This window comes from Mesorhizobium sp. 43Arga (assembly GCF_053714255.1).
Genome location: NZ_JBSKBO010000001.1, coordinates 1,156,684 through 1,181,259, shown reverse-complemented (window position 1 = coordinate 1,181,259; position 24,576 = coordinate 1,156,684). Strand labels below are relative to the sequence as shown.

At 63.0% G+C, this 24,576-nt stretch carries 29 protein-coding genes; 14 read left to right on the top strand and 15 right to left on the bottom strand.

The window, feature by feature from the left end:
• Window positions 1–18: 18 nt before the first annotated feature.
• From pth to ACWGS8_RS05830, 5 genes are all read left to right on the top strand, one after another.
• Window positions 19–741 (top strand): aminoacyl-tRNA hydrolase, encoded by a 723-nt coding sequence (gene pth, locus ACWGS8_RS05850; protein WP_454580011.1) that lies wholly within the window; start codon window positions 19–21, stop codon window positions 739–741.
• A 96-nt stretch (window positions 742–837) separates the two neighbouring features.
• On the top strand, window positions 838–1,941 hold the full coding sequence (ychF, locus tag ACWGS8_RS05845; RefSeq protein ID WP_096449332.1) for a redox-regulated ATPase YchF: 1,104 nt from the start codon (window positions 838–840) through the stop codon (window positions 1,939–1,941).
• Window positions 1,942–2,087: 146 nt separating this feature from the next.
• Complete coding sequence (gene corA, locus ACWGS8_RS05840; protein WP_454580010.1) at window positions 2,088–3,062, top strand: magnesium/cobalt transporter CorA; 975 nt, start codon at window positions 2,088–2,090, stop codon at window positions 3,060–3,062.
• Between the two features lie 114 nt (window positions 3,063–3,176).
• Window positions 3,177–3,647, top strand: a complete 471-nt coding sequence (locus tag ACWGS8_RS05835; protein WP_454580009.1) for a MaoC family dehydratase — start codon at window positions 3,177–3,179, stop codon at window positions 3,645–3,647.
• Entirely contained in the window at window positions 3,644–4,114 is a 471-nt protein-coding gene (locus ACWGS8_RS05830) for a MaoC family dehydratase (RefSeq protein WP_454580008.1), read from the top strand. The genes ACWGS8_RS05835 and ACWGS8_RS05830 overlap by 4 nt, the downstream gene beginning before the upstream one ends.
• 168 nt (window positions 4,115–4,282) lie before the next feature.
• Here the strand turns inward: ACWGS8_RS05830 and ACWGS8_RS05825 are convergent, their stop codons facing one another.
• Window positions 4,283–4,828, bottom strand: coding sequence for an adenine phosphoribosyltransferase (locus ACWGS8_RS05825; RefSeq protein ID WP_258581899.1), 546 nt, complete (start codon window positions 4,826–4,828; stop codon window positions 4,283–4,285).
• Window positions 4,829–4,913: 85 nt separating this feature from the next.
• Complete coding sequence (locus tag ACWGS8_RS05820; RefSeq protein ID WP_454580007.1) at window positions 4,914–5,366, bottom strand: nuclear transport factor 2 family protein; 453 nt, start codon at window positions 5,364–5,366, stop codon at window positions 4,914–4,916.
• Between the two features lie 234 nt (window positions 5,367–5,600).
• Here ACWGS8_RS05820 and ACWGS8_RS05815 point away from each other — a divergent pair, with 234 nt between their 5' ends.
• The gene (locus tag ACWGS8_RS05815) at window positions 5,601–6,074 is read left to right on the top strand and encodes a hypothetical protein (protein WP_454580006.1); all 474 of its coding nucleotides are present in this window, start codon (window positions 5,601–5,603) and stop codon (window positions 6,072–6,074) included.
• 343 nt (window positions 6,075–6,417) lie between these two features.
• Here the strand turns inward: ACWGS8_RS05815 and ACWGS8_RS05810 are convergent, their stop codons facing one another.
• From ACWGS8_RS05810 to petA, 4 genes are all read right to left on the bottom strand, one after another.
• The gene (locus ACWGS8_RS05810; protein WP_454580005.1) at window positions 6,418–7,113 is read right to left on the bottom strand and encodes an acid phosphatase; all 696 of its coding nucleotides are present in this window, start codon (window positions 7,111–7,113) and stop codon (window positions 6,418–6,420) included.
• 297 nt (window positions 7,114–7,410) lie between these two features.
• Window positions 7,411–8,268, bottom strand: a complete 858-nt coding sequence (locus ACWGS8_RS05805) for a cytochrome c1 (RefSeq protein ID WP_454580004.1) — start codon at window positions 8,266–8,268, stop codon at window positions 7,411–7,413.
• A gap of 27 nt (window positions 8,269–8,295) precedes the next feature.
• Window positions 8,296–9,597, bottom strand: coding sequence for a cytochrome b (locus tag ACWGS8_RS05800; protein ID WP_454580003.1), 1,302 nt, complete (start codon window positions 9,595–9,597; stop codon window positions 8,296–8,298).
• A 16-nt stretch (window positions 9,598–9,613) separates the two neighbouring features.
• Window positions 9,614–10,174 (bottom strand): ubiquinol-cytochrome c reductase iron-sulfur subunit, encoded by a 561-nt coding sequence (gene petA, locus ACWGS8_RS05795; RefSeq protein ID WP_010911121.1) that lies wholly within the window; start codon window positions 10,172–10,174, stop codon window positions 9,614–9,616.
• A gap of 314 nt (window positions 10,175–10,488) precedes the next feature.
• Here petA and ACWGS8_RS05790 point away from each other — a divergent pair, with 314 nt between their 5' ends.
• Window positions 10,489–10,833, top strand: coding sequence for a cupin domain-containing protein (locus ACWGS8_RS05790; RefSeq protein ID WP_454580002.1), 345 nt, complete (start codon window positions 10,489–10,491; stop codon window positions 10,831–10,833).
• A 71-nt stretch (window positions 10,834–10,904) separates the two neighbouring features.
• Window positions 10,905–11,789: an alpha/beta fold hydrolase gene (locus ACWGS8_RS05785; protein ID WP_454580001.1), complete on the top strand. Its 885-nt coding sequence runs from the start codon at window positions 10,905–10,907 to the stop codon at window positions 11,787–11,789.
• On the opposite strand, the gene ACWGS8_RS05780 is transcribed toward ACWGS8_RS05785, so the two are convergent.
• The 5 genes from ACWGS8_RS05780 to ACWGS8_RS05760 are packed head-to-tail and all read right to left on the bottom strand — an operon-like array spanning window position 11,770 to window position 16,947.
• Window positions 11,770–12,081, bottom strand: coding sequence for a DUF6665 family protein (locus ACWGS8_RS05780; protein ID WP_454580000.1), 312 nt, complete (start codon window positions 12,079–12,081; stop codon window positions 11,770–11,772). The genes ACWGS8_RS05785 and ACWGS8_RS05780 overlap by 20 nt on opposite strands.
• Window position 12,082: 1 nt before the next feature.
• Entirely contained in the window at window positions 12,083–12,550 is a 468-nt protein-coding gene (locus ACWGS8_RS05775) for a GNAT family N-acetyltransferase (RefSeq protein ID WP_454579999.1), read from the bottom strand.
• Window positions 12,551–12,554: 4 nt separating this feature from the next.
• Window positions 12,555–14,438: an ABC transporter ATP-binding protein gene (locus ACWGS8_RS05770; protein ID WP_454579998.1), complete on the bottom strand. Its 1,884-nt coding sequence runs from the start codon at window positions 14,436–14,438 to the stop codon at window positions 12,555–12,557.
• A 10-nt stretch (window positions 14,439–14,448) separates the two neighbouring features.
• Window positions 14,449–16,335, bottom strand: coding sequence for an ABC transporter ATP-binding protein (locus ACWGS8_RS05765; protein ID WP_454579997.1), 1,887 nt, complete (start codon window positions 16,333–16,335; stop codon window positions 14,449–14,451).
• Between the two features lie 30 nt (window positions 16,336–16,365).
• Window positions 16,366–16,947 carry a hypothetical protein gene (locus tag ACWGS8_RS05760; RefSeq protein WP_454579996.1) on the bottom strand — a complete coding sequence of 194 codons (582 nt, stop codon included), beginning with the start codon at window positions 16,945–16,947 and terminating at the stop codon, window positions 16,366–16,368.
• Between the two features lie 284 nt (window positions 16,948–17,231).
• On the opposite strand from ACWGS8_RS05760, the gene ACWGS8_RS05755 reads away from it, so the two are divergent.
• Entirely contained in the window at window positions 17,232–17,690 is a 459-nt protein-coding gene (locus ACWGS8_RS05755) for a tRNA (cytidine(34)-2'-O)-methyltransferase (RefSeq protein WP_454579995.1), read from the top strand.
• A 155-nt stretch (window positions 17,691–17,845) separates the two neighbouring features.
• Entirely contained in the window at window positions 17,846–18,292 is a 447-nt protein-coding gene (soxR, locus tag ACWGS8_RS05750) for a redox-sensitive transcriptional activator SoxR (protein WP_454579994.1), read from the top strand.
• Here soxR and ACWGS8_RS05745 read toward each other — a convergent pair.
• A complete protein-coding gene (locus ACWGS8_RS05745) occupies window positions 18,289–18,546 on the bottom strand; it encodes a hypothetical protein (RefSeq protein WP_454579993.1) in 258 nt (85 codons plus the stop codon). The two genes, soxR and ACWGS8_RS05745, sit on opposite strands and share 4 nt — an antisense overlap.
• Window positions 18,547–18,719: 173 nt before the next feature.
• Between ACWGS8_RS05745 and hemF the strand changes: the two genes are divergently transcribed.
• The 4 genes from hemF (at window position 18,720) to ACWGS8_RS05725 (ending at window position 21,912) form a co-directional block, all read left to right on the top strand.
• Entirely contained in the window at window positions 18,720–19,634 is a 915-nt protein-coding gene (gene hemF / locus ACWGS8_RS05740) for an oxygen-dependent coproporphyrinogen oxidase (RefSeq protein ID WP_454579992.1), read from the top strand.
• A 189-nt stretch (window positions 19,635–19,823) separates the two neighbouring features.
• On the top strand, window positions 19,824–20,009 hold the full coding sequence (locus tag ACWGS8_RS05735) for a DUF1059 domain-containing protein (RefSeq protein ID WP_027047304.1): 186 nt from the start codon (window positions 19,824–19,826) through the stop codon (window positions 20,007–20,009).
• A gap of 257 nt (window positions 20,010–20,266) precedes the next feature.
• Window positions 20,267–20,845 carry a hypothetical protein gene (locus ACWGS8_RS05730; protein ID WP_454579991.1) on the top strand — a complete coding sequence of 193 codons (579 nt, stop codon included), beginning with the start codon at window positions 20,267–20,269 and terminating at the stop codon, window positions 20,843–20,845.
• 86 nt (window positions 20,846–20,931) lie between these two features.
• Window positions 20,932–21,912 carry a S8 family serine peptidase gene (locus tag ACWGS8_RS05725; protein WP_454579990.1) on the top strand — a complete coding sequence of 327 codons (981 nt, stop codon included), beginning with the start codon at window positions 20,932–20,934 and terminating at the stop codon, window positions 21,910–21,912.
• 79 nt (window positions 21,913–21,991) lie between these two features.
• On the opposite strand, the gene ACWGS8_RS05720 is transcribed toward ACWGS8_RS05725, so the two are convergent.
• The 3 genes from ACWGS8_RS05720 to ACWGS8_RS05710 are packed head-to-tail and all read right to left on the bottom strand — an operon-like array spanning window position 21,992 to window position 24,512.
• The gene (locus ACWGS8_RS05720) at window positions 21,992–23,254 is read right to left on the bottom strand and encodes a CCA tRNA nucleotidyltransferase (protein WP_454579989.1); all 1,263 of its coding nucleotides are present in this window, start codon (window positions 23,252–23,254) and stop codon (window positions 21,992–21,994) included.
• Window positions 23,251–23,883: a CoA pyrophosphatase gene (locus ACWGS8_RS05715; protein WP_454580125.1), complete on the bottom strand. Its 633-nt coding sequence runs from the start codon at window positions 23,881–23,883 to the stop codon at window positions 23,251–23,253. Before ACWGS8_RS05715 ends, ACWGS8_RS05720 begins: the two co-directional genes overlap by 4 nt.
• Complete coding sequence (locus ACWGS8_RS05710) at window positions 23,883–24,512, bottom strand: DUF1285 domain-containing protein (RefSeq protein ID WP_454580124.1); 630 nt, start codon at window positions 24,510–24,512, stop codon at window positions 23,883–23,885. The genes ACWGS8_RS05715 and ACWGS8_RS05710 overlap by 1 nt, the downstream gene beginning before the upstream one ends.
• Window positions 24,513–24,576 lie beyond the last annotated feature (64 nt).

Genomic DNA, 24,576 nt, shown 5'->3' with positions numbered 1-24,576 from the left:
TTCCGCCCGGAGCAGACGATGCTTGTTTTTGCAGGCCTCGGCAATCCGGGCGCGAAATACGCCAACAACCGGCACAATGTCGGGTTCATGGCGGCGGACGCTATCGCCCGCCGCCATTCCTTTTCGCCCTGGTCGAAGAAATTCCAAGGCCTGATCGCCGAGGGTACGATTGCCGGCGAAAAGATCATCCTGATCAAGCCGCAGACCTTCATGAACCTGTCCGGCCAGTCGGTCGGCGAAGCGCTGCGCTTTTACAAGCTCGAGCTTTCCGCGCTCACCGTCTTCTATGACGAGATCGACCTCGCCGAAGGCAAGCTGCGCATCAAGACCGGCGGCGGCGCCGGCGGCCACAACGGCATCCGCTCGATCGACGGCCATCTCGGCAACGCCTATCGCCGGGTGCGCATCGGCGTCGGCCATCCCGGCGTCAAGGAAATGGTCCAGCATCATGTGCTCGGCGACTTCGCCAAGGCCGATCGCGAATGGCTCGATCCCTTGCTCGATGCGATCGCCGACAATGCCGCCATGATCGTCAAGGGCGACGAATCCGGCTTCATGAACAAGGCCGCCCTCGCCGTCCAGGGCAAGGCCGCGCCCGAGTCGGAAAAGCCTGCGTCGAAGCAAGCCCCCAAGCAACAGAGCCACATCCGCCAGGCACGCCCGCAGCAGGCGCCCGCCAAATTGCCGGAATCCGGCCCGATGGCCGCCATGCTGAAGAAACTCTTCGGCAACAAGGACTGAGCGGGCACGCATGCGGCCTTACAGGGCTTGACGTTGATCACCCCTATCGCCCATAGCCCTCATCAAATTTCGCTTTTCCCGATAGGACCGGACAAAATGGGTTTCAAATGCGGCATCGTTGGCTTGCCCAACGTCGGCAAGTCGACGCTCTTCAACGCGCTGACCAGGACGGCCGCGGCGCAGGCCGCCAACTATCCGTTCTGCACCATCGAACCGAACACCGGCGAGGTGGCGGTGCCCGACCCGCGCCTGCAGAAGATCGCGGCCATCGGCAAGTCCAAGGAGATCATCCCGACCCGCATCTCCTTCGTCGACATTGCCGGCCTGGTGCGCGGCGCCTCGAAGGGCGAAGGGCTGGGCAACCAGTTCCTCGCCAACATCCGCGAGGTCGACGCCATCGTGCATGTGCTGCGCTGCTTCGAGGATGACGACATCACCCATGTCGAGGGCCGCATCGACCCCGTCGCCGACGCCGAGACGGTCGAGACCGAGTTGATGCTCGCCGACCTCGACAGCCTGGAGCGCCGCATCGTCCAGATCCGCAAGCGCGCCGGCAGCAAGGACAAGGAAGCAACGACCGTGCTGCCGATGATGGAGGCAGCGCTCGAGCTGCTGCAAGCCGGCAAGCCGACCCGTGTATTGCTCAAGGGTATTTCGGCGGAAGATTTGCGCATCCTGCAGGGCCTGAACCTTCTGACCTCGCACCCCGTGCTCTATGTCTGCAATGTCGCCGAGGCCGATGCCGCCACAGGCAACGAGCACACCAGGGCCGTTGAAAAGATGGCCGCCGCGCAAGGCGCTGGCACGGTGGTGATCTCGGCCGCGATCGAGGCCGAAGTCGCGCAGCTCTCCGACGAGGAAGAGATGGAATTCCTGTCCTCGCTCGGCCTCGACGAGCCGGGCCTCAACAAGGTCATCCGCGCCGGTTATGAGCTTTTGCATCTCATCACCTATTTCACCGTCGGGCCGAAGGAGACGCGCGCCTGGACCATCCACAAGGGCGACAAGGCCCCGCAGGCGGCCGGCGTCATCCACACCGACTTCGAACGCGGCTTCATCCGCGCCCAGACCATCGCCTATAACGACTTCGTCACGCTGGGCGGCGAAGTGGCGGCCAAGGAAGCCGGCAAGGCGCGCGACGAAGGCAAGGAATATGTCGTCCAGGACGGCGACATCATGCTGTTCAAGTTCAACACGTGATTCCCATCTGCCTTTTCCCGCGTCACCACTACCGCCCGCTGTCTTGACCTTGTGATATCGCGGGCTAGTCGGCTATTGCAGGCGATGTTTCGCCGGCAATGCCGGAGCAATCGAACGAAACCCTTTCCAGCAGGGGAGATCTGGCGATGATCAAGGCATTTGTCGTGGACAATGATCGCCTGCGCGTCGTCGACGACCTGCTGGCGGATGGCGATCGGGTCGTCTGGGCCGACCTGATCAGTCCGTCCAAGGAAGAAGAAGCTACCATCGAAAGCTGGCTTGGCGTCGCCATCCCGACCCGCGAGGAGATGGAGGAGATCGAGATTTCCAGCCGTCTCTACATCGAGGACGGCGCCTATTTCATGACCGCCACTTTGCCCGCCCAGACCGAAGTCGACGATCCGCTGATGTCGCCGGTCACCTTCGCGCTCGCCGGCAACAGGCTGATCACCATTCGCTATCATGAACCGAAGGCCTTCAAGACCTTCCCGCTGCGCGCCGAGAAGGTGGCGACCGGCTGCACCAGTGGCGACACCATCCTGATCGGCCTCCTGGAAGCGATCGTCGACCGTCTCGCCGATATCCTCGAGCGCGCCGGCCGCGACATCGAGGCGATTTCGCACGACATTTTCGAGGCGCGCTCCACCAAGGTGTCGAAGCGCAACCGCGACTTCCAGGAACTGCTGAAAGCCATCGGCCGCAAGGAAGACATCGCCTCCTCGATCCGCGACAGCCTGATCTCGCTGCAGCGCCTTGCCGGCTTCCTTGCCCATGTCGCGACCCAGACCAAGATGAGCAAGGATGTCCGCGCCCGCATCAAGACCTTGTCGCGCGACGTGCTGTCGCTCGCCGACCACGCCACCTTCCTGTCGCAGAAGATCTCCTTCCTGCTCGACGCCACGCTCGGCATGATCTCGATCGAGCAAAACGCCATCATCAAGATCTTCTCGGTCGCCGCCGTCATCTTCCTGCCGCCGACGCTGGTCGCCTCGATCTACGGCATGAATTTCACCGTCATTCCCGAGCTGAAATGGCAGCTCGGCTATCCCTTCGCCATCGGCCTGATGATCCTGTCGGCGATCCTGCCCTTCTGGTATTTCCGCCGCCGCGGCTGGCTCTGACCGCTGCCCCCGGCAACCGCGCACTCAGGCTGGCTCACCAGAAAGGACTTGACCAAATCGCTGCCGGCCTGCATCCGGGTTGCCCGATCCTTGGGATTTAACCGGATTGCCGACATGACCGGAAAAACATGGGCCTATGAGGATTTCGTCGAGGGCGCCTCGTTCGACATCGGCACGAAACAGGTAAGCGCGGCCGAGATCATCGAGTTCGCCAGCGAATTCGATGCCCAGCCGATGCATCTCGACGAGGAGGCCGGCAAGGCCAGCATCCTCGGCGGCCTCTCGGCCTCGGGCTGGCACACCTGCGCCATGTTCATGCGCATGCTGTGCGATGCCTTCCTCTTGGACTCCACCTGCCAGGGGGCGCCTGGCGTCGATCATGTCAAGTGGAAGAAACCGGTCCTGGCCGGCGATACGCTCAGAGGCAATTTGGTTGTCCTGGCCAAGCGCCTGTCGCGATCGAAGCCGCAACTGGGCTTCATCACCATGCGCAGCGAGCTGGTCAACCAGCGCGGCGAAAGCGTCTTCGAGCTTGAGAATTCCGTCATGTTCCTGACGCGTGATGCCGCGGGGTATCAGGCATGACCCTGGATGAATTCTTCCGCATCGGCACCACGGTGACGCTGGGCTCGCACACATTCGAGCCCGAGGCGATCAAGGCGTTCGCCCGCAAATACGACCCGCAGATCTTCCATATCGACGAACAGGCCGCCAGGAAGAGCGTGCTCGGCGGGCTCTGCGCCTCCGGCTGGCACACCGCCGCCACCTGGATGAAGCTCAACCTCGAAGCGAGCATGGATGCCGAGGGCGCCAGCTGGAACGGCCCCGGCCCGGTCCCTGAATTCGGCCCATCGCCCGGATTCAAGAACCTGAAGTGGCTGAAGCCGGTCCATGCCGGCGAGACCGTCACCTTCAGCCGCACCGCGCTATCCCATCGCGCCATCGCCTCGCGCCCCGGCTGGCGAATGCTGTCGCTGCGCGCGGAAGCGTTCGATTCGACCGGCGACAAGGTGCTGGAGTTTGAAAGCGCGGTGCTGGTGAAGGTGGAGTAGCGCGGCTCTTCCTTCTCCCCGTTCCACGGGGAGAAGGTGCCCGAAGGGCGGATGAGGGGCGCCGCCAGCGGTGATGCCTTAAACTCGACGGTCGTGCTTACCCTCACCCTGCTGCGCTCGCGTTGCTCGCTCCGCTGTCCGTCTCCCCGTAAACGGGGCAAGGGAAACCTAGTGTCCCTCGAACCCGATCAGTGTCCTCACCGGCACGCCAAGCGCCTCGAGCTTGGCGCGGCCGCCGAGATCCGGCAGGTCGATGACGAAGCAGGCGGCAAGAATATCGGCGCCGATCTGGCGCAGCAGCTTGACCGCCGCTTCCGCGGTGCCGCCGGTGGCGATCAGGTCGTCGACCAGGATCACCTTTTCGCCCGGGGCAACGCCGTCCTTGTGCATCTCCATCTCGTCCAGCCCGTATTCCAGGCTGTAGGCGACTCGCACCGTCTCATAGGGCAGCTTGCCCTTCTTGCGGATCGGCACGAAACCGGCCGAAAGCTGGTGGGCGACGGCGCCGCCCAGGATAAAGCCGCGCGCCTCGATGCCTGCGATCTTGTCGACCTTCTGGCCGGCATAGGGATGCACCAGTTCGTCGATGGCGCGGCGAAAAGCGCGCGCATTGCCGAGCAGCGTGGTGATGTCGCGAAACAGGATGCCGGGCTTCGGATAATCCGGAATGGTGCGGATCGAGGCCAACAGCGTGTCTTCGAGCGAAGGTTTCATGAGGCGGCTCTCCGGCGATCCAGCTTCGGCTGACAGGATGTGAAACGGCGGCGGGCCAACCATGATCCGACGCGACCTGCAACGGCTAGCGCGATGCGGCGCCCGAGACAAGCGCATCCGGCAGGGGATTGGCCTCGTCCGCCCTGTCCCATGCCTGCGCAACAATCTTCCACTGCCCTTCGCTCTTCACCAGCAACAGCATTTCCATGGACCGGCTGGTCTCGTCACCGTTCTCGATCATCTCCGCCGCGACCGCCGCGATCGCGATATTGCCGAAGACGCGGATATCGGTGCCGAGCACGGTCTCCTGGAGCGATCGCAGCGACGTGCGTGACAGGCCGCGCATCCGCTCGACGAAGTCCACAACACCGATGCGTCTTGCCGGGCGGGCCGCCGGATACAAGCCGGCACCATCGAGGAAATCGCCGGCGAACCCATCCCACCCTGGGGTGATACCCTCGTCCCAGCTAAGGCTGGCAAACTGCCGGTCGATGAGGGCCCGTATCACGCCCTCGTCCGTACCCATTCCGTTCGCCATGATCCGCTCCTTCCGTTCGTCTGCCAGCACCGGAGATTGGCACGCGGCACTTGTCCGATCGAATCGCAGCCCATCAGCTTCATAACCCCTCCGATCTCGATCCGCATCTGTTTGAGCGCCGCGCCATGCCAAGGACTAGTTGTCGAACTCTCACATAGGGGTAAAAAGGGGCGCCTGAAGCGCCGCTTCCGGTCGAACCATGGTCGCTACATGACCCATCTTCTGCGAAAAATAATGTCCGTCATCATGGCAACCTCGCCCATGAGCTGGGCGCCGACAGCCGTCTCCGCTGCCGAGCGGGCCAGTTGGACGGTCGTGCTGCGCCCGGCAGATTTCGTGGTCGGCGACGCGCTTGGACAATTACATACGCGTCGACAATGGATCACTGGATTCGACGAACGGTCCGGCGTGTTCGAGATCGCTCTGCGCAGGAAGGCAATCGCGATTTCGGCGCCGCGCTGTCGGATGGACTATCTGATTTTGACGATCCCCGTTTATTACCCTGAAAATCCGAAGCGGGCATCCATCCGCGAGCGTCGTGTAGTCTATGATGCTCTCGTCGCACTGCAGACGAAGGGCAAAGGCAGCGCAACTGTTGCCGTTGAAGCGCCCGAACCTCTCGCTCGCGAAGGAAAACAAGGTATCGAGCTTCTTACCTGCAATCTGTACTTTGCCTTTCCAATATCGGTGCAAGTGTCGGCGCAATGAGCTGTTACCGGCTTCGGCCGCAGCTTTCGGCGGCCCGCATCTGATCGGTCGCCTGACAGCTGCATGTCGTGTGGTAGCGCTGTTCGGATCGGCGCGAGAAGGCAAGGAGGATAGGTGATCCCTCTGCGCGAGAACGAAGACAAACTGACATCTGACGCACACAGGGAAGCACTCAAGGCGCGTCGCATGAATCCGCTTCGACGCGACGTCGCTTAGAGCAATTCCAGGAAAGGTGTGAGCGGTTTCCCGGGAAAAGCGCGCAGCGCTTTCCCTTGGGAATTGCCTCAAAACAAGGAGCTAGAGCGGCTCGCCGTTTCCATGAAACGGAGAAACGCTCTAGGACTTACATGCCGAGACCGGAACGAAGCTCGGCCCTGGCCACTTCATATTCGGCCTTGAAGTCGTCCCGGTTGAGCAGGACCGCGGCGATGACGCTGCCGGAAATCTTGCCCATCTCGACATCAGACGCATAGTGGATGCCGCCAACCTCACGGTTGTGGGCGTATTCGGCCGCGCGCGCCATGATCTCGGCGCGCTTCTCCGGAACCATGTCGGCCAGGATGATGCCCATCATGGTGCCGACCGTGGCATGGCCGGACGGCCAGGAGCCGGAGCTCGACAGCTTGACCACCGGCTTGACGAGATCGCTGAGCTGATGCGGACGCGGGCGCTTCCAGACATCCTTGGCCGGATCGACGACGGCGCCTTCGGTCTCGACCACGCGATCGAAGAAGGCGCTGAACTTCGGCAGCTTCTCCTTGTTGAAATTCGGCCCCATCACATTGGCGAAGCGCCAGACATTCTCCTCGGCGTCGGCAACGGCACTGGCCACCATCTCGGGCGTGCGCGTCACCTGCAGCGTCAGCACTTCGCCGAGTTCGGCCTTGGTCTGCGCCGAATCGTTTGCCGGCGGCGGCGGCAGGATCATCGTCAGGTCGATATCTTTGTTTGTGACGAAGGGTTTTGCGTCTTCGGCCTGGGCGGCCGAGCCGATGACCAGCAACAGCAGACCGGCAGTCAGCGAGGCATATTTCTTCATGGGTGCGATCCTTTGGTGGCAATGACGCAGGATCGCTGTTGGTGGTGACGGCCATGTGACACAGCCTGTCGCCCGAAATGCAAAAAGGCGCCTTTCGGCGCCCTTTCGTGACTGTATTAACTTGGCAGCCTAGGTATGTCGAGATTCAGGTCAGGCCGAGCCGAAAATGGTGGCTTCCGAGAACCGGAGCGGAGCGTACTTGAAGTACGTGAGCTCAGTTCTACTGCGACGCAGTAGAACGGGGAAGCGCAGGATGCCGGCATTTGCAGGCCGGCATCACCTGAATATCGGCATGCTTTAGTGGGCCACGCCTTCCCACACCTTGCGCTTGGTCAGGTAGACCAGCGCACCGAAGAGCAGCAGGAACACCAGCACGCGGAAGCCCATCTTCTTGCGGGCTTCCATGTGCGGCTCGGCCGCCCAGGTCAGGAAGGCAGCCACGTCGCGGGCATACTGGTCGACAGTCTGCGGCGAGCCGTCATCATAGGCCACCTGGCCGTCGGAGAGCGGCTTGGGCATCTTCAGCGACACGCCGGACATGAAGTACGGATTGTAGTGCGTGCCTTCCGGGATGACCATTCCGGCCGGCGGCGTCTGGTCGTAGCCGGTCAGCAGCGAATGGATGTAGTCGGGGCCGCCCGCGTCATACTGGGTGAAGATATCGAAGACGAACTGCGGAAAGCCGCGCTCGACGCCGCGCGCCTTGGCCAGCAGCGACATGTCCGGGGGGGCCGCGCCACCGTTCGAGGCAGCGGCGGCTTGCTCATTGGCGAACGGCGCCGGGAAATGGTCGGACGGTTTGCCGGGACGGTCGAACATATCGCCGGCGTCGTTGGGGCCGTCATGGACGGTGTATTCGGCGGCAAGCGTCTTGATCTGGGCATCGTTGTAGCCGAGGTCCGACAGCGTGCGGAACGCCACCAGGTTCATCGAATGGCACGCCGAGCAGACTTCCTTGTAGACCTTCAGGCCGCGCTGCAGCTGCGCCTTGTCATAGGTGCCGAACGGGCCGGTGAAGCTCCAGTCCATTTCCTTCGGCTCGTTGATCGGGAAATGCGTGGGTGCCGCCGCGTTGTGCGCCTCTTCGGCCGCGAACGCTGCGGTGCCGGCCGCGACAAGGCCGACCAGCGCCAGCGAGGTGAGAATCTTTTTCATGCCAAATCCCCTCAGATTCTCTACCGCTCAGCCCTTGGTCTCTGGCGCGGCCGTGGCGCCCGCCGGATGCCCGCTGCCGCCCTTGTTCTTTTCGAGCACCGCCTCGGTGATCGAGTTCGGCAGCCTGCGCGGCGTCTCGATCAGGCCGAGCACCGGCAACGCGACCAGGAAGAAGGCGAAGTAGAACAGCGTCGCCATCTGCGCCATGAACACATAGCTGCCTTCCGCCGGCTGCGAGCCCAGCCAGCCCAGCAGGATGGCATTGGCCACGAACAGCCAGAAGAACAGCTTGTACCAGGGCCGGTAGACCGCCGAGCGCACCTTGGAGGTGTCGAGCCACGGCACCAGGAACAGCATGACGATGGCGCCGAACATGCACAGCACGCCGCCGAGCTTGGAATTGATCGGCCCGATGTTGAAAGTGATGGCGCGCAGGATCGCGTAGAACGGCAGGAAGTACCATTCCGGAACGATATGGGCCGGAGTCTTCAGCGGGTTGGCGACCGTGTAGTTGTCCGGATGGCCGAGATAGTTCGGCAGGTAGAAGACGAAATAGGCGAAGAAGAACAGGAACACGATCATGCCGAACGCGTCCTTGATGGTCGCGTAGGGGGTGAAGGCGACGGTGTCGGTCTTCGACTTGACCTCGATGCCGGTCGGATTCGACTGGCCCACCACATGCAGCGCCCAGACGTGCAGCACGACGACGCCGGCAATCATGAACGGCAAGAGGTAGTGCAGCGCGAAGAAGCGGTTCAGCGTCGGATTGTCGACGGCAAAGCCGCCGAGCAGCAGCTGCTGGATCCAGTCGCCGACCAGCGGAATGGCGCTGAAGAAGCCGGTGATGACGGTGGCGCCCCAGAAGCTCATCTGCCCCCATGGCAGCACATAGCCCATGAAGCCGGTGGCCATCATCAGCAGATAGATGATGCAGCCCAGGATCCACAGCAACTCACGAGGCGCCTTGTAAGAGCCGTAATAGAGGCCACGGAAGATGTGGATGTAGACAGCGATGAAGAAGAACGAGGCGCCGTTGGCATGCATGTAGCGCAACAGCCAGCCGGAATTGACGTCACGCATGATCTTTTCGACAGAGCCGAAGGCGAGATTGGTGTCAGCCGTGTAGTGCATGGCGAGCACGATGCCGGTCAGGATCTGCGCCACCAGCATGATCGCCAGGATGCCGCCGAAGGTCCACGCATAGTTGAGGTTGCGCGGCACCGGATAGGCGATGAAGCTGTCGTAGACCATCCGCGGCAGCGGCATGCGGGCGTCGAACCAGCGTTCGATACCGGTCTTGGGCGTATAGGTCGAGTGTCCCTCGCTCATCGAAATATCCCCTGCCTCAACCGATAAGGATCTTGGTATCGGAAATGAATTTGAATACCGGCACAGCCATGTTCTCGGGCGCCGGGCCTTTGCGGATGCGGCCGGCGGTGTCGTACTGCGAACCATGGCACGGGCAAAACCAGCCGCCGAAATCGCCTTCCTGGCCGAGCGGGATGCAGCCCAGATGCGTGCAGACCTGAACCATCACCATCCAGGCTTCCTTGCCGGGCGTGGTGCGGTTGGCGTCGGTCGCCGGCGCATCGGCCGGCAGATTGGCGTTGCGGGCAATCGGATCCTTGAGATCGGAGAGGTTGACGGCCTCGCCGTCCTTCATTTCCTTTTCGGTGCGGTTGCGCACCACGACCGGCTTGCCGCGCCACTTGACGATCAGCGACATGCCAGGCGTCAGCGAGGCGACATCGACTTCCACCGAGGCGAGCGCCAGCGTCGAGGCATCGGGGCGCATCTGGTCGATGAACGGCCAGGCGACGGCGCCAGCCCCGACCACGGCGGCCATGCCAGTGGCGACATAAAGAAAATCTCGACGATTGGGATCGTGGATGTCGGTTGCGCTCACGGGTGCCTGATCCTTTCGCCTCTTCCGCGCCGGTGGCCGAGCCTTGTTCCCCGCTCAATCACGCCAACCCGACAGCGCATGGCGAACAGGCTAGCGAATTCCTCCGGCATTTGGACTTCGGTTTATGCGTGAAGCCCGTTTTTGTCCAGACGGGTCAAGGCACAAGGGCAGATTGTCGCGGGGACAAAATCCCCTATTGCCCGGCGGGACGGCGAATGGCCGAAAAAGGCAGCTAAACAACCGGGAAACAACTGTAAATCCAAGGCTCCAGCTTGCCTCGACACAGGGCGCCGGTGTGATCTATCCTCCTTCGCATGGCACACATCATAGACCGCGAGGAATGGGCGGTTCGCTCCGACCACTGGAAGGGCGAGCTGCAAGGCGGCGCCTACGGCTCCAACTCCTGCCTGATCTTCAACTACCTGCCCGATGTCGGCGGCGGCCCGCGGCTGCACTCCCACCCCTATGCGGAGATCTTCATCATCCGCCAGGGCACCGGCCTGTTTACCTTGGGCGACAAGGAAATCGAGGCTTCCGCCGGCCAGATTGTCATCGTGCCACCGCATACGCCGCACAAATTCACCAATCTCGGTCCCGGCCCGCTGGAAACGACCGACATCCACGAGAACGGCACGTTCATCACAAAGTGGCTCGAGTGATGGTTCAAGGCCCTGTCGATTTGCCGATTGCCGCCTAGATCTATGGCATAGGCTGTCGGCAGGATCAGGACATGCAAGTCTCGACCATCAAAATCGAAGGGCTGAGCATTGCCATCCGCGAGGCGGGTCCGGCCGAAGCGCCGGCATTCCTCCTGTTGCATGGATGGCCGCAAAGCTCCTACGCGTTCGAAAGGGTGATCGGCCGGCTGGCAGCCGACTACCGGGTCGTCGCCCCCGACCTGCCCTGCATCGGCGGCTCGCAAGGCATGCCCCGGGCCGGCGACAAGCGGACCCTGGCAAGGCTGATGAGAGGCGTCGCCGAGGCTTGCGGACTGCGCCACCTCGTGGTCGCCGGCCATGATGTCGGCGGCCAGATCGTATTTGCCCTGTTGCGCGACCATCCGGACATTCTCGCCGGCGCGGTGATCATGGATGTCGTCATTCCAGGCGTAGCGCCGTGGGAGAAGGTCATTCGCAATCCGCGGATCTGGCACTTTGCATTCCATGCCGTTCCGGCCTTGCCGGAAACGCTGGTGAGCGGCCATCAGAGCGCCTATTTCGACTTCTTCTTCAATGTGCTTTCGAAGGACGGAGGCTCGATCCCTGACGATGCCAGGGAAATCTACGCAAGGGCCTATTCCCGGCCCGAAAGCCTCCAGGCCGGTTTCGGCTGGTATCGCGCCTTCCCCGAGGATGCCAAGGCCAATACCGCGCGGCCCGCGAAGCCGATCGCGGTTCCGGTGCTGTATCTGAGGGGCGCGGCCGAGCCCGGCGAGATCGGCGACTATGTCGATGGCCTGCGGGCGGCCGGGCTTTCAAATGTCGTGGGCGACATCATCGCGGACAGCGGGCACTTCATCGCCGACGAGAATCCCGAAGCGCTCGCCAACCGCCTGGCGCGATTCCATAGGGAAATCAGTGCCGCAAGCGCCGAGCCTACCGGGCGCCGAGCCTGACCAGCACAGCCCTGGGGATGTCGTATTCGCGGATGACGCCATCATGCTTGCGCAGACCGCACAGCTCGCGCTGGATGAAATAGCCGTGCACCGCCTCGGCGGCCTCCTTGAGAAGCTTGGGACGCAACTCCTCATCGGCATTGTCGCGCAACCTGGCCAGCGTTTCCTCGACCTTTTGGCCGGCACGGCCGAGTGCCGCCGCCTTCTCGGCCAGGATCTCGTGGCTAAGCGCGTCGAAGGCCGCTTCAGCAGCCGAAGAACCGGCAAGATGAGTTGGCGGACGCAAGGACATTTCAGCTCCCCTTCCCGAACAGCATGCGGTGGGTGACGAATTCTTCGCCTTCCACGCGCTGAAAGCCAAGCCGTTCGTAAAAGCCGAAGGCGTCCTGCGGCGCGCGGGTGTTCAACACGGTGAAATAGCGGCGTGCCCGATCGATGACGGTCTCGACCAGCATGCGGCCGAGGCCGGCGCGGCGGTGAGGCGCGCTGACGAACAGGTGCCGGACCCGGCCCTGGTCCCTGCCCCCGGCATAAGGATCGATGTTCAGCCCGCACACGCCGGCGAGTTCGGCGCCATGCCATGCCCCGAACAACGCCTCGCCCCGTTTCAGGAACTTGTTGCGGCCGCTTGCCCAGCCATCCGCCAGGCGCACCAGCATCCAGTAGCCTTCGAGCCGGCTCTCATCCTTCAGCCTGTCGAAGGCCGGCGTGGTCGGCCGGAGCCGCTTGAGCACGTAACCAACCTCTGGTGTCCCACCCATGCGCCTACTCCGCCGGCCGCGTCTCTTCGAGCACGCTGTCCTCGTGATAGAGGAAGCCGCCGGACTGTCGCTTCCACAGCCGCGCATAAAGCCCGTCGAGCGCCACCAGCTCGTCATGCGTGCCTTGCTCTACGATGCGCCCGCCGTCCAGCACCACCAGGCGGTCGAGCGCGGCGATCGTCGACAGCCGGTGGGCGATGGCGATGACCGTCTTGTTCTCCATCAGCCGGGCTAGATTCTCCTGGATCGCCGCCTCGATGTCGGAATCGAGCGCCGACGTCGCCTCGTCGAGGATCAGGATCGGCGCGTCCTTGAGGAAGACACGGGCGATCGCCACGCGCTGGCGCTGGCCGCCTGACAGTTTCACGCCGCGCTCGCCGACGAAGGCTTCGTAGCCGGCCCGGTCCCGATTGTCGCGCAGGCCGAGGATGAAGTCATGCGCCTCTGCCTTCTTCGCCGCGGCGATCACCTCGGCGTCGGTCGCGGCGGGCATGCCGAGCTTGATGTTGTCGCGCAGCGAACGGTGGAACAATGCCGTATCCTGGCTGACGACGCCGATATTGGCGCGCAGCGAATTCTGCGTGACCTTGGCAACGTTCTGGCCATCGATGGTGATGGAGCCGCCTTCCAGGTCGTAGAGCCGCAGGATCAGATTGGCGAGCGTGGTCTTGCCGGCACCCGATGGCCCGACCAGCCCGACCTTTTCGCCGGGCTTGACGACAAGGTCGATGCCGTTCAGCACGCCGAACCCCTTGCCGTAGTGGAACTCGACCCCCTTCACGTCGATGCGACCGCCGGCCACGACAAGCTCCCTGGCGTCGGGCGCATCGACAAGCCCGAGCGACTGCGAGATCAGCGCCTTGGAATTCTCCAGCACACCGAGATTCCGCAATATGCCGTTGAGCTGCATCATCACGCGGCCGAGCAGCATGTTGAGCCGCAGCACCAGCGACAGCGTAAAGGCAACCGCGCCGACGGTGATCGAGCCTTCGACCCAGAGATAGACGGCAAAGCAACCGATCGTCGTGATCATGATGCCCGACAGTGTCGTCAGCGCCATGCGCACGCCGGTCAGCCGGCGGGTGAAGGGGCGCAGCGCGTCGAGATAGATGTCGAAGCCGTTTCTGATGTAGCGGTCGTCGCCGTCGGCTGCAAACAGCTTCAGCGTCTGCACGTTGGAATAGGAATCGACGATGCGGCCATTGATCATCGAGCCGGCCTCGGCGGTCGCCTCGGCATGCTTGCGGATCGCCGGTAGATAGAGCTTTGCCAGCCAGCCGAAGGCGGAAATCCAGATCACCACCAGCACCGCCAGCCGCAGATCCAGTCCGGCGACCAGCGCCAGCGTCGTCACCGTGTAGACGGCCATGAACCAGATGACCTCGATGAAGCTCTCCATCAGGTCGCCGGTGGCTTGCCCCGCCTGCCAGACTTTCGTCGCGATGCGGCCGGCGAAATCATTCTGGAAGAAGGCATAGGACTGGCGCGAGACATGCCGGTGCGCCTGCCAGCGCACCAGATTGTAGAAGCCGGGCGTTATCGTCTGCTCGTCGACCAGCGCCGACAGGCCGACGACGATGGTGCGGATGACCAGCACGACGGCGATCATGAACACCAGTTCTGGGCCGGCGGCGGCCCACAGCGCGTGCCAGCTGCGCTCGCCGGGAAGCTGGTCGAGGATGTCGACCAGCCGCCCGACGAAGTAGAACAGCCCGGCCTCGACCAGCGGCGCGATGCCGCCGATGACCAGCATGGCGAAGAAGGCGAACTTCGCCTGGCCGACATAGTGCCAGAGGAAACCGCCGACGCTCGATGGCGGCCGAAGACTCGCCGGCTCCCTGAACGGATAGACCCAGTTCTCGAACCAGCGATAGATGGCTGTCATCATGCGGCGGCCATCATTCTGCGGCTTGCCCCTTCGCGATCACGTCATTGGCGACATCGGCCGGGATGTCCTCGAGCAGGAACCCGCCCGACTGGCGCTGCCAGAGCTGCGCGTAGAGCCCGCCCTTGGCGACCAGTTCGTCATGCGAACCTTCCTCGATGACACGGCCCTGATCCATCACCACGAGCCTGTCCATCGCCGCGATTGTCGACAGCCGGTGGGCGATGGCGATGACGGTCTTGCCCTGCATAAGCTTGTAGAGGTTCTCCTGGATGGCCGCTTCCGCCTCGGAATCCAGCGCCGACGTCGCCTCGTCAAGGATAAGTATCGGTGCGTCCTTCAACATAACGCGAGCAATGGCGATGCGCTGCCGCTGGCCGCCGGACAATTTGACGCCACGGTCGCCGACATAGGCGTCGAACCCCTTGCGGCCATTGTGATCCGACAGCCCGCCAATGAAGTCCAGCGCCTCGGCCCGACGAGCCGCCTCGACAAGCATCTCATCCGATGCGTCGGGGCGGCCGTAGAGGATGTTCTCGCGCACCGAGCGATGCAGCAGCGAGGTGTCCTGCGTGACCATGCCGATCTGGGCCCGCAGCGAATCCTGCTTCACGCCGGCGATCTCCTGGCCGTCGATCAGGATCCGGCCAGCTTCCAAATCGTAGAAGCGCAACAGCAGATTGACCAGTGTCGACTTGCCGGCGCCCGAGCGGCCGACAATGCCGACCTTCTCGCCCGGCTTCACCGCCAGCGACAGGTTTTCGATCACGCCTTTCCGCTTGCCATAGTGGAAGCGGATATCCTCGAAGCGGATCTCGCCCCTGGAAACGGCGATCTCCTTCGCGTCCGGCCTGTCCTCGACAAGGCGCGGCAGCGAGATCGAGGCGATGCCGTCCTGCACCGTGCCGATATTCTCGAACAGGCCCGACATTTCCCACATGATCCACTGCGACATGCCCCACATCCGGAGCACCAGGCCGATGACCACGGCGACCGCGCCGATCGTCACCACTTGTCCCATCCACAGCCACAGCGAAATGGCGGTGACGGAGAACAGCAGCAGGGCGTTCAGTATGTAGAGCGTGCCGAAAAGCACCGTCACCAGCCGCATCGAGCGGTAGACCGTGTCGAGGAAGCCCATCATGCCTTCCCTGGCGAAAGTCGCCTCGCGCCTGGCATGACTGAACAGCTTGACCGTCTGGATGTTGGAGTAGCTGTCGACGACGCGACCGGTCATGATCGAGCGCGCATTGGCCTGCTCCTCGCCGACCCTGCCCAGCCGGGGAATGAAAAAGCGCAGCAACAGGATGTAGCCGACGAGCCAGACGCCCAGAGGCGCGGCCAGCCGCCAATCGGCGGAGCCGACGATCAACAGCATGCCCAGGAAATAGACGATGACGTAGTTGAGCACGTCGATCACCTTGATGACGCATTCGCGCACGGCGAGCGCGGTCTGCATCAGCTTGGTGGCGATGCGGCCGGCGAACTCGTCCTGGTAGAAGCTCATCGACTGGTTGAGCAGGTACCGATGCACCTGCCAACGGATGCGCATCGGATAGTTGCCCATCAGCGTCTGCTGGTTGAGAAGCGAATGCACCCATACCGTGCCCGGCAGTGCGAACAGCACGATGAAGGCCATTCCGGCGAGCTTCCAGCCTTCCGTCTGCAGGAAGGTTTCGCGGTTCTGCCCTGACAGCCAGTCGACGATGCGGCCAAGGAAGCCGAACATCCACACTTCCGCGATGGCGATGGCCGCCACCAGCACCGCGTCGACAAGGATATAGGGCCAGGCGCCGCGCGTATAATGCAGGCAGAAGGCTACCAGCGTCTTGGGCGGCTCGACCGGTTCCGCCGCGGGGAACGGATCGAGCCTTCTTTCAAACCAGCTAAACAACAACATAGGTCATGCCTGTGAAAATCTGTTTTCCGCTTACGCGGCACGTGAACGTACGAAGTCCTCGGACCGTGTGGCGCCGAGGGCCGACGGTCCGGAATCATCCGGACCATCGGCCCTGCTTCGCGCTATATAGGGGTTCGCGGGCTTTTCGCCGACAGGCTCGTTTGCCGATCCTGACGGCGCGGTGTCGACAAGCCTGATTTTCGCAACCGGCCGGATCAGCCGGATGATCCGGCGCACCAGCGAAGGCCGGCTGGGGTCCGGAACAGCGTGCGAGAAATCGACGTCCGGCAGCATGCCGCGATGCGGCCGGCGCCGGACTTCGGCATGGACCGCCGACGAATAGGTCTCGCCGATCAGCAGCGCCCAGGTCGGCAGTCGGTGGATATGCAGGCTCCTCGAGCCCGGTATTCTGTAGGGATCGAACATCGGTCCGTCCTCCGTGTGAAAATAGAGATGAAAAGGCCAGGCAACATTGTCCGCCGGCATTCGGCCGGAGGCGCGGATTGCCTCGGTCCGCAACCGACGCTCGGCATCGGTCTGGACACGACCGAAGGAGTCGGTCCTGACATGTTCAGGTTGGGCGTTCAGCCCTTTTGACTTTTTGAAAAACATCGCAGGATTCCTTCGAGAGCCGAAAAATCGTTTCGGCGGGAATCGGTGCGATCAAGTCTTAGAGAGTCAGGAGAATCGTCGTACCGAAACCGCCAGCGGGCAGGTAAGCCCACGAGAGGGGCGCTGGATGTGCATGGTCATCATGAGTGTCCCCTCCATCGGTTCGGGTTGACAATGCGACTGACATACCCGACTTCGCAGAAAATGGCCACCCGCAGGTCCAGGAATTTCCAAAACCGCCGGGTTGCTGTGGCCGATCTGCCACTTATTAGAAGGACGCGGAAATGAACCGTCGTCTCCGCATCGCGCTCTACCAGCCGGACATTGCCGGCAATACCGGGACAATCCTGCGCTTCGCCGCTTGTCTCGGCCTTGGCGTCGACATCATCGAGCCGGCCGGCTTTCCGCTTTCCGACAAGGCGCTCAAGCGCGCCGGCATGGACTACCTGGAAATGGCTGCCCTGACCCGGCACATCGATTGGAAGGCCTTCGAGGACTGGCGCAAGAAGGACGGGCGCCGGCTGGTGCTTCTGTCGACCAAAGCCGCGACCCGCTACACCAACTTCAGCTTTGCGGACGGCGACGTCCTCCTGTTCGGCCGCGAATCCGCGGGCGTGCCGGATCCTGTCCATCAGGCGGCGGATGCGCGGCTGACCATCCCCATGCAGGGCAGCGCGCGCAGCATCAACGTCGCGCTGTCCGTCGCCATGGTGGCGGGCGAAGCCGTCCGGCAACTCGGATAGGATCGGCGGCCCGTCAACGGCCTTGCCGTCGCCGACGACAGCGGTTTCTGCGGTCATTCTCACCCAGGCGCACATCGCCTTCTCCTGTCATTTGCCCAATCAACGTTTCTTGGCTACAAGCTCAACTTAACTTGAGGTCAAGCGGAAAATCGGAAATGGCTCCAGCAACGGAATTGACGGTCGGCCAGGTGGCCATGCGCAGCGGCGTGGCGGTGTCGGCACTGCATTTCTATGAGACGCGCGGGCTGATCCGCAGCCACCGCACATCAGGCAACCAGCGGCGTTACGGCCGCGACGTGCTGCGGCGGGTGGCAATCATCAAGGTCGCGCAGGAGGTCGGCATCTCGCTGGCCGAAATCGGCGAGGCACTGGCCTCCCTGCCGGAAGGCCGCACGCCGACGCGCGACGACTGGGGATTGCTGTCGACCGCCTGGCGCGACGCGCTCGACCACAAGATCGACCAGTTGAAGAAGCTGCGCGACGGGCTGACCGATTGCATCGGCTGCGGCTGCATGTCGATCGACAAATGCCCGCTCAGGAACAAGGGCGACCGGCTGGCAAGGGAGGGTACGGGAGCGAGGCGACTGTTGATAGAATCCTAATCCGCTGCCGGCAGCCGCCGGATCGTGAACTCGATCAAATCGCCCGGGCGTTCGAACCAGCTTTCGATCTCGGTCCAGTAGGCTTGCTTGGGAAAGCGCTCGAACCATTCCTTGGCTTTAAGCCGCGCGTCGGAGCGCGGCAGGACGAAGGTCTCGCGCAGAAAACCGTCGCGCGGCATGCGTGCGCGCTCGGCCCGGCTTTGATCGAGCCTTTTCTTCAGTCCATCCAGCGGCGGTCTTGACGGGGTGCGCACGAAACAACTCCTTGCACCTGGCGCATGACCCCGAAAATCGGAATCCGAGTTTCGGAAAGGATCATGCGCAAAAGCAAAGTGACTTGACCCTGTTCCTTAAGAGATTAGGGATCGCGCCGGCAAAAGACGAGTCGTTTGTAGGGGCGGGCCGCCCCGCAACCGGAGACGGCATTTTGGAACGACCTGAAATACCGGCGGGCCTGCCCGCCGACATCGAAGAGAAGAAGATGAAGGCGCGCCTGTGGTTCGAGGCGCTGCGCGAACGCATCTGCAGCGCTTTCGAGCAGATCGAGCAGGATCTCCAGGGCCCTCTCGCCTCATGGTCGCCGGGCCATTTCGAAAAGACGCCTTGGGAACGCGATGCCGGCAAGGGTGGCGGCGGCACCATGTCGATGATGCATGGCCGCGTCTTCGAGAAGGTCGGCGTCCACACCTCGACCGTCTACGGCGAGTTCTCGCCCGAATTCAGGAAGCAGATGCCCGGCGCCGAGGAAGACCCGCGTTTCTGGGCCTCCGGCATCTCGCTGATCGCGCACCCCTGGAACCCCAACGTTCCCGCCGTGCACATGAACACGCGCATGGTGGTCACCTCGAGGCAATGGTTCGGTGGCGGCGCCGATCTGACGCCGGTGCTCGACCGCCGCCGCACCCAGGACGACCCTGACACTGTCGCCTTCCACCGCGCCATGCAGTTCGCTTGCGAGAAGAACGCCGCCGTCGCCGACCACCCGAAATTCAAGACATGGTGCAATGAGTATTTCTTCCTGCCCCACCGCAACGAGCCGCGCGGCGTTGGCGGCATTTTCTTCGACTGGCTGCATTCTGACGAGAATAAGGGCGGCTGGAACGCCGACTTCAACTTCGTCCAGGACGTCGGACGTTCCTTCCTCGTCGTCTACGGCCACCTCGTGCGCGCCAACTTCGACGAGAACTGGACGGACGGCGACCGTGACGAACAGCTCATCCGCCGTGGCCGCTATGTCGAATTCAATCTGCTTCACGATCGCGGCACCATCTTCGGCCTGAAGACCGGCGGCAATGTCGCCTCGATCCTGTCCAGCCTGCCGCCGGAGGTGCGCTGGCCGTAGGATCAGCCGAGCAATCCGGTCTGGAATTGCGTCAAATCAAGGAGACGGGCGGCGCCGCACGATGCTTTGATGCAACCAGAGCGCCCCTCCCGTGTTATAGTTCTCGCCCCGCCCGCGTCCGGGAATGGACCGTGGGCCAAGAAAGTGGCCGAGCCTCGACCGGCTCCCTGGAGGAAAAGGAGAAATCCGATGAAGCAATTCCACTGCGGCTCGCTTGTTCCCGGCTGTGAGTGGCACACCCGTGCCGACGAGGAAGCCGAAGTGATGCGCCGTGCCGTCGAGCATATGCGTGAGACGCATGGCGAGACGACAATCCGCGAAACCATGATCGAAGCGATCCGCTCGCGCATAGAGAAGGTGCGCGACGCCGCGTAGGCTTGCCCTGACTAGCAGCCATCGGCAACGGAAAACCAGCCGCGTTGGCGCTTCAAGATTGAATGGAAGCGCCATCGCGAACGTCGGGCGAGCCAGACCCCGCAGGGTCAAAAATTATATTTGCCTCAGCTAAAATAAACCGCGCGGTAACCGAAGCCGTGCCACTGTCGGACGGACAATCCGGCTACAGTGGGCTGCCAGAGAAGCCCTTCGCCACCAGGCACTGATCCGGGACAGTGGGGCGAGGTGTTTCGCGCATGCGCGAAAAGTCCGGCAGTCGAGTGAGGTTCCGCACGATGGCGCTCCTGCTGGGCGCGCTGATCGGGGCGTCCCCGGCTGCTGCCCAGGAAATGACGACATCGTTGGTCGACATACATCAGGGCTCGCCGCTCAGCGATCGCGCGAGGAGCCTGGGCAATGGCGGCTACGAACTGCAGAACGGGACCTTCGTTTCGTTCAACCAATGGTACCGCGCCCGCTGGGTCGACATGCATGTGGACCTGCTCACCCAGGTCACGGAAGATACCGGCATACTTTGGGGATTTGGAACCGGCGAAGAGGGCGAGAAGTATCGGATCGAGCCCAGCCTCAAGCTTGGGTTCGTCACCCAGATGCATCCGAACCCGAACAGCACTCTTTCCCTTTCACTCACCACGACCATCGGCGGCAAGCTTACCGAAAAGTCTTGCGAAGCCAACTACGGCGATTTTGGCACCTACAGCGTCAATTGCCGGCTCGCGGCCAGCCAGTTGGCGCCTGAGGAAACCTTGAAATATCTGGTTAACGCTAAACCGGAGAGCCAGCACATCTGGCTGAATTACCGTGTTACTTTCTGATCGCCGGGAGGATGTAAATGAGAAAATCATCTCGCCCCGAAATTCGCGATCACCCGTCTTGGTTCTTGTCGGAACGGAGTAAGAGCATGTCACGGAGTTGCTTGAAATTCGGTATCGCCACGGCTCTCGCCATCCTGTCGGGGCCGATGGCGTCGGCACAGGAGGCAGTCACTGCGGACGAGATGGCCGCGCTGTGCCACGGCGGCGGCCTGTCGACATGCGTGGGCGCAACGATCCCGGCCGCGGGCACGCCAACAGTGCAGCGGTGGATGAGCCCCGACGTTGGCGCCGCTTGGGCCGCGGGATACAGGGGCAAGGGCGTCACTATTACGATCGTCGACGATTTCTCCAGTACATCGCGCTTCTCCGGCAATTTCGGTGTCGGGGTTCAAACCCAGCGCCACGGTGAATGGACGCGTGAGGAAGCCGGCATGATCGCGCCCCTGGCGTCCATCAGGTCGAAGGACTTCTCGACCGGCTCGGCCGTCGGCCTGGCGCCCGGCCTGAACGTGCTCAATCTGAGCTACGGCATGTATGCCAGGGCGGGCTACAGCGCGAACCAGATCGGGTGGGCCCCGGAGGAAGCCTCCATTATCTCCTATGCCACCAGGGGAACGGCTGTTGTTTCGAAGGCCGCGGGCAACGATTCGGTCGCCGTGGGCGGGGTCAGGAACGGCCGGCAGGACTATCTCGACCTTGCCCTGATCGGAAAACCATCCGCGATCTTCGTCGGCGCGCTGTCCACCAACGGCACCACGTCCAGCAAGGCCCAGCTTGCCTGGTATTCCAACACCGCCGGCTCCAATCCGCAGGTGCAAAGCCACTTCCTCGTGGTTGGTGTCGATGGAGGCAAGACAGGCCTTTATGGCACCTCCTTCGCCGCGCCGATCATTTCAGGATATGCGGCGATCATCGGCAGCAAATTCACCAGCGCCACGCCGACCCAGATCACCAACGACTTGCTTAACACGGCTCGTACCGACACGCTGGTCAACTACAGCGCCTCCGTCTACGGCAAGGGCGAGGCAAGCCTTTCGCGCGCCCTGGCGCCGGTAGCGATCAGGTAGGCGAGCGACGCTTCGCCCGGTCAAATCGTCGCCTCGGCCATGCCTTTTGATCGGCAGGGTCGCACGGCCAGGCTCCAGGCTAAGCTTCAAGCGCCTTCGTGGCGCGCTTCAGCAGCGCGCCGCGATCGGGGGTAAATCCAGCCTCGATCCATTCCGTCTCGAGGTTCTTGAGGATTTCGCCCAGCTTCGGCCCCGGCGTGGCGCCGAGCGCCGTCAGATCGGCGCCTCTCAGCGGAAACACCGGTTTTTCCCATTTGAGCGCGAAGGCCAGCAGGCGCGAAAAGCCGCCGGCTTCGAGCAGCGCGTTATTGTCCTCGACAGCGCGCACCCTGGCTCCGGCAAGCGATAGCCGCAGGCGGTCGACAAATCCTTGCCGGTCGCCGCGATAGAGCCTTTTCGCCAGTTCGCCCTCGGTCATCTTCGGCTCGACGGCGGTGGCCAGTGCCCAGTGGCGCAAACGGTCGGATTCCGCGGTCGAAAACCTCAGCCGCTCGGCAAGCGTCTTCATGCGCGCGGCATCCGGCGGCACAATGGCCTCAAGCCGCAGCATCGGGTCCGCTGCCCAACCCAGATCCTTCTCGGCTTTGGTCAGCCCGTGGATGGCGTCGATGCCCCATTTCTCGCTTTCCGGCAGCGCGGCGGTCAGGACACCGGCCTGCCGCATCCACAGCAGCGCCCGCGACGGATCAGACGCCGAAAGCAGCTTCTTCAGTTCTGCCCAGATGCGCTCCGCCGAGAGTTGGCCCAAGCCCTCCTTCAGCCGGGCACAGGCCTTCAGCCCCTCGGCGTCAGGCCGGCCTTCGCCATACCAGGCGAAGAAGCGGAAGAAGCGCAGGATGCGCAGATAATCCTCGCGGATGCGTGCTTCCGCATCACCGATAAAGCGCAGCCGCCGCGCCTCGATATCGGCGATGCCGCCGACCAGGTCGACAACCCTGCCATCGGCCTCGGCATAGAGCGCGTTGATGGTGAAGTCGCGCCGCTCGGCATCGAGTTTCCAATCGCGCCCGAACGACACTTTGGCGCGGCGGCCATCGGTCTCGACATCGGCGCGCAAGGTGGTGATTTCATAGGGTTTGCCGCCGGCGACCACCGTGACGGTGCCGTGCTCGATGCCGGTCGGCACCGGTTTGAAACCCTTCGCCTCGGCGCGGCGGATGGTTTCCTGCGGCAAACAGGTGGTGGCAATGTCGACATCGGCGACCGGCTGGCCCATGAGCGTGTTGCGCACGGCGCCACCGGCGACACGCGCCTCCTCGCCGCCTTCAGCCAGGGCGGCAAGCAGGCGCTGCAAATGCTTGTCGGCAAGCCAGTTGGCCCTGCCCGAGATCGAAACACTCACGCATAAAGCCTTTCATAGAGCGTGCGGATGATGCCGGCGGTGACGCCCCAGATGCGCCGGTCGCCATAGGGCATATCGTAGAAGAACCATTCGAGGTCGTTCCACATGCGACTGTCGCGCTTGTGATTCACCGGATCCATCAGGAAGCGCAGCGGCACTTCGAAGGCGGCATCGACCTCGTCGGCATTCAAGTCCAGCTGGAAGCCGGGCCGCACGATACCCAGCACCGGCGCGATGCGGTAACCGCTGCCGGCGACATAGTCGGGCATGCGGCCAATGATCTCGATGCGGTGCTGATCGAGGCCAATCTCCTCGAAGGTTTCGCGCAGCGCCGCGGCCTCCGGGCTGGCATCGGTCGCATCGATGGTACCGCCGGGAAACGCCACCTGCCCCGAATGGTTGCGCAGCTTTTCGGCCCGTTTGGTCAAGAGAACCGTCGCCTCGCCTTCGTGATCGACTACCGGGATCAGCACCGCCGCATTGCGCAGCGGCTTGCCCTGATTCAGCCGCGGATGACCCGGATTGAAGCGATGGTCGCCATAGTCGTCGCCGGCATGCGCATCAGGCTGCGCGGCGAAGCGCGCGCGAAAATCCGCCGACGAGAACGGCGTCCGTGACACCTGGTCCATCATGCGCTCAGCCGCTTCAGTTGGTCCGCCGGCATGATCGGAAACACCGCGCCTTTCGAGCGCACGGCAAACATGGCCTCGCCGCCGATCTCGACCTCCTCGCCGTGCCCGACCAGTTCGTACATGACAGGCCGCCCCACCAGCGCTTCCAGCCTGCCGCGCACCAGCACATAAGGTTTCAAGCCGCCGGTCTCGTTCTCGTCGACGAAGCGCAGCGGCCGTTCCGGCCCTGCCTCGACCACGTCGCCGACATTGGTGCGGAAGGTGATGATCTGTTCGTCGCCACTGCCCGAAACATCCATTTCGACGGCGATGAACGGCGCATCGGCGACGCGAATGCCAACCTTTTCCACAGGCGTCACCAGATAGGTCCTGCCGTCCGCGTCCTTGCGCAGCACCGAGGAAAAGAGCTGCACCAGCGGCATGCGGCCGATCGGCGTGCCCAGATAGAACCAGGTGCCGTCGGCCTTGATCTCCATGTCGAGATCGCCGCAAAAGTCGGGATTCCAGCGCTCGACGGGCGCCGCGCCCTTGCCGGCACGCGCCGCGCGCGAGATCAGCGCCTCCAGGCCGCGCGCCTCGGTTGCCTGCGTAAGGCTTTGTTGGCGATGTTCGTCGTGTTCCGTCATCGTCACGAAATAGTCACTGTTGTTCCGCTTGTCAGCCTAAGTCTGTGATTTAAGTTCGACCATA

What these genes read in the sequence shown, in the direction of transcription:
- ACWGS8_RS05830 (WP_454580008.1), top strand. Translation starts at nt 3,644, where the DNA reads ATGACCCTGGATGAATTCTTCCGCATCGGCACCACGGTGACGCTGGGC.
- ACWGS8_RS05810 (WP_454580005.1), bottom strand. Translation starts at nt 7,113, where the DNA reads ATGAAGAAATATGCCTCGCTGACTGCCGGTCTGCTGTTGCTGGTCATC.
- pth (WP_454580011.1), top strand. Translation starts at nt 19, where the DNA reads ATGCTTGTTTTTGCAGGCCTCGGCAATCCGGGCGCGAAATACGCCAAC.
- ACWGS8_RS05780 (WP_454580000.1), bottom strand. Translation starts at nt 12,081, where the DNA reads ATGTCCTTGCGTCCGCCAACTCATCTTGCCGGTTCTTCGGCTGCTGAA.
- ACWGS8_RS05775 (WP_454579999.1), bottom strand. Translation starts at nt 12,550, where the DNA reads ATGGGTGGGACACCAGAGGTTGGTTACGTGCTCAAGCGGCTCCGGCCG.
- ACWGS8_RS05710 (WP_454580124.1), bottom strand. Translation starts at nt 24,512, where the DNA reads ATGACGGAACACGACGAACATCGCCAACAAAGCCTTACGCAGGCAACC.
- ACWGS8_RS05835 (WP_454580009.1), top strand. Translation starts at nt 3,177, where the DNA reads ATGACCGGAAAAACATGGGCCTATGAGGATTTCGTCGAGGGCGCCTCG.
- ACWGS8_RS05725 (WP_454579990.1), top strand. Translation starts at nt 20,932, where the DNA reads ATGTCACGGAGTTGCTTGAAATTCGGTATCGCCACGGCTCTCGCCATC.
- ACWGS8_RS05730 (WP_454579991.1), top strand. Translation starts at nt 20,267, where the DNA reads ATGCGCGAAAAGTCCGGCAGTCGAGTGAGGTTCCGCACGATGGCGCTC.
- ACWGS8_RS05790 (WP_454580002.1), top strand. Translation starts at nt 10,489, where the DNA reads ATGGCACACATCATAGACCGCGAGGAATGGGCGGTTCGCTCCGACCAC.
- ACWGS8_RS05805 (WP_454580004.1), bottom strand. Translation starts at nt 8,268, where the DNA reads ATGAAAAAGATTCTCACCTCGCTGGCGCTGGTCGGCCTTGTCGCGGCC.
- ACWGS8_RS05715 (WP_454580125.1), bottom strand. Translation starts at nt 23,883, where the DNA reads ATGGACCAGGTGTCACGGACGCCGTTCTCGTCGGCGGATTTTCGCGCG.
- ACWGS8_RS05735 (WP_027047304.1), top strand. Translation starts at nt 19,824, where the DNA reads ATGAAGCAATTCCACTGCGGCTCGCTTGTTCCCGGCTGTGAGTGGCAC.
- ACWGS8_RS05800 (WP_454580003.1), bottom strand. Translation starts at nt 9,597, where the DNA reads ATGAGCGAGGGACACTCGACCTATACGCCCAAGACCGGTATCGAACGC.
- corA (WP_454580010.1), top strand. Translation starts at nt 2,088, where the DNA reads ATGATCAAGGCATTTGTCGTGGACAATGATCGCCTGCGCGTCGTCGAC.
- ACWGS8_RS05770 (WP_454579998.1), bottom strand. Translation starts at nt 14,438, where the DNA reads ATGATGACAGCCATCTATCGCTGGTTCGAGAACTGGGTCTATCCGTTC.
- ACWGS8_RS05765 (WP_454579997.1), bottom strand. Translation starts at nt 16,335, where the DNA reads ATGTTGTTGTTTAGCTGGTTTGAAAGAAGGCTCGATCCGTTCCCCGCG.
- ychF (WP_096449332.1), top strand. Translation starts at nt 838, where the DNA reads ATGGGTTTCAAATGCGGCATCGTTGGCTTGCCCAACGTCGGCAAGTCG.
- ACWGS8_RS05825 (WP_258581899.1), bottom strand. Translation starts at nt 4,828, where the DNA reads ATGAAACCTTCGCTCGAAGACACGCTGTTGGCCTCGATCCGCACCATT.
- ACWGS8_RS05815 (WP_454580006.1), top strand. Translation starts at nt 5,601, where the DNA reads ATGTCCGTCATCATGGCAACCTCGCCCATGAGCTGGGCGCCGACAGCC.
- soxR (WP_454579994.1), top strand. Translation starts at nt 17,846, where the DNA reads ATGGCTCCAGCAACGGAATTGACGGTCGGCCAGGTGGCCATGCGCAGC.
- ACWGS8_RS05760 (WP_454579996.1), bottom strand. Translation starts at nt 16,947, where the DNA reads ATGTTTTTCAAAAAGTCAAAAGGGCTGAACGCCCAACCTGAACATGTC.
- ACWGS8_RS05785 (WP_454580001.1), top strand. Translation starts at nt 10,905, where the DNA reads ATGCAAGTCTCGACCATCAAAATCGAAGGGCTGAGCATTGCCATCCGC.
- ACWGS8_RS05755 (WP_454579995.1), top strand. Translation starts at nt 17,232, where the DNA reads ATGAACCGTCGTCTCCGCATCGCGCTCTACCAGCCGGACATTGCCGGC.
- ACWGS8_RS05820 (WP_454580007.1), bottom strand. Translation starts at nt 5,366, where the DNA reads ATGGCGAACGGAATGGGTACGGACGAGGGCGTGATACGGGCCCTCATC.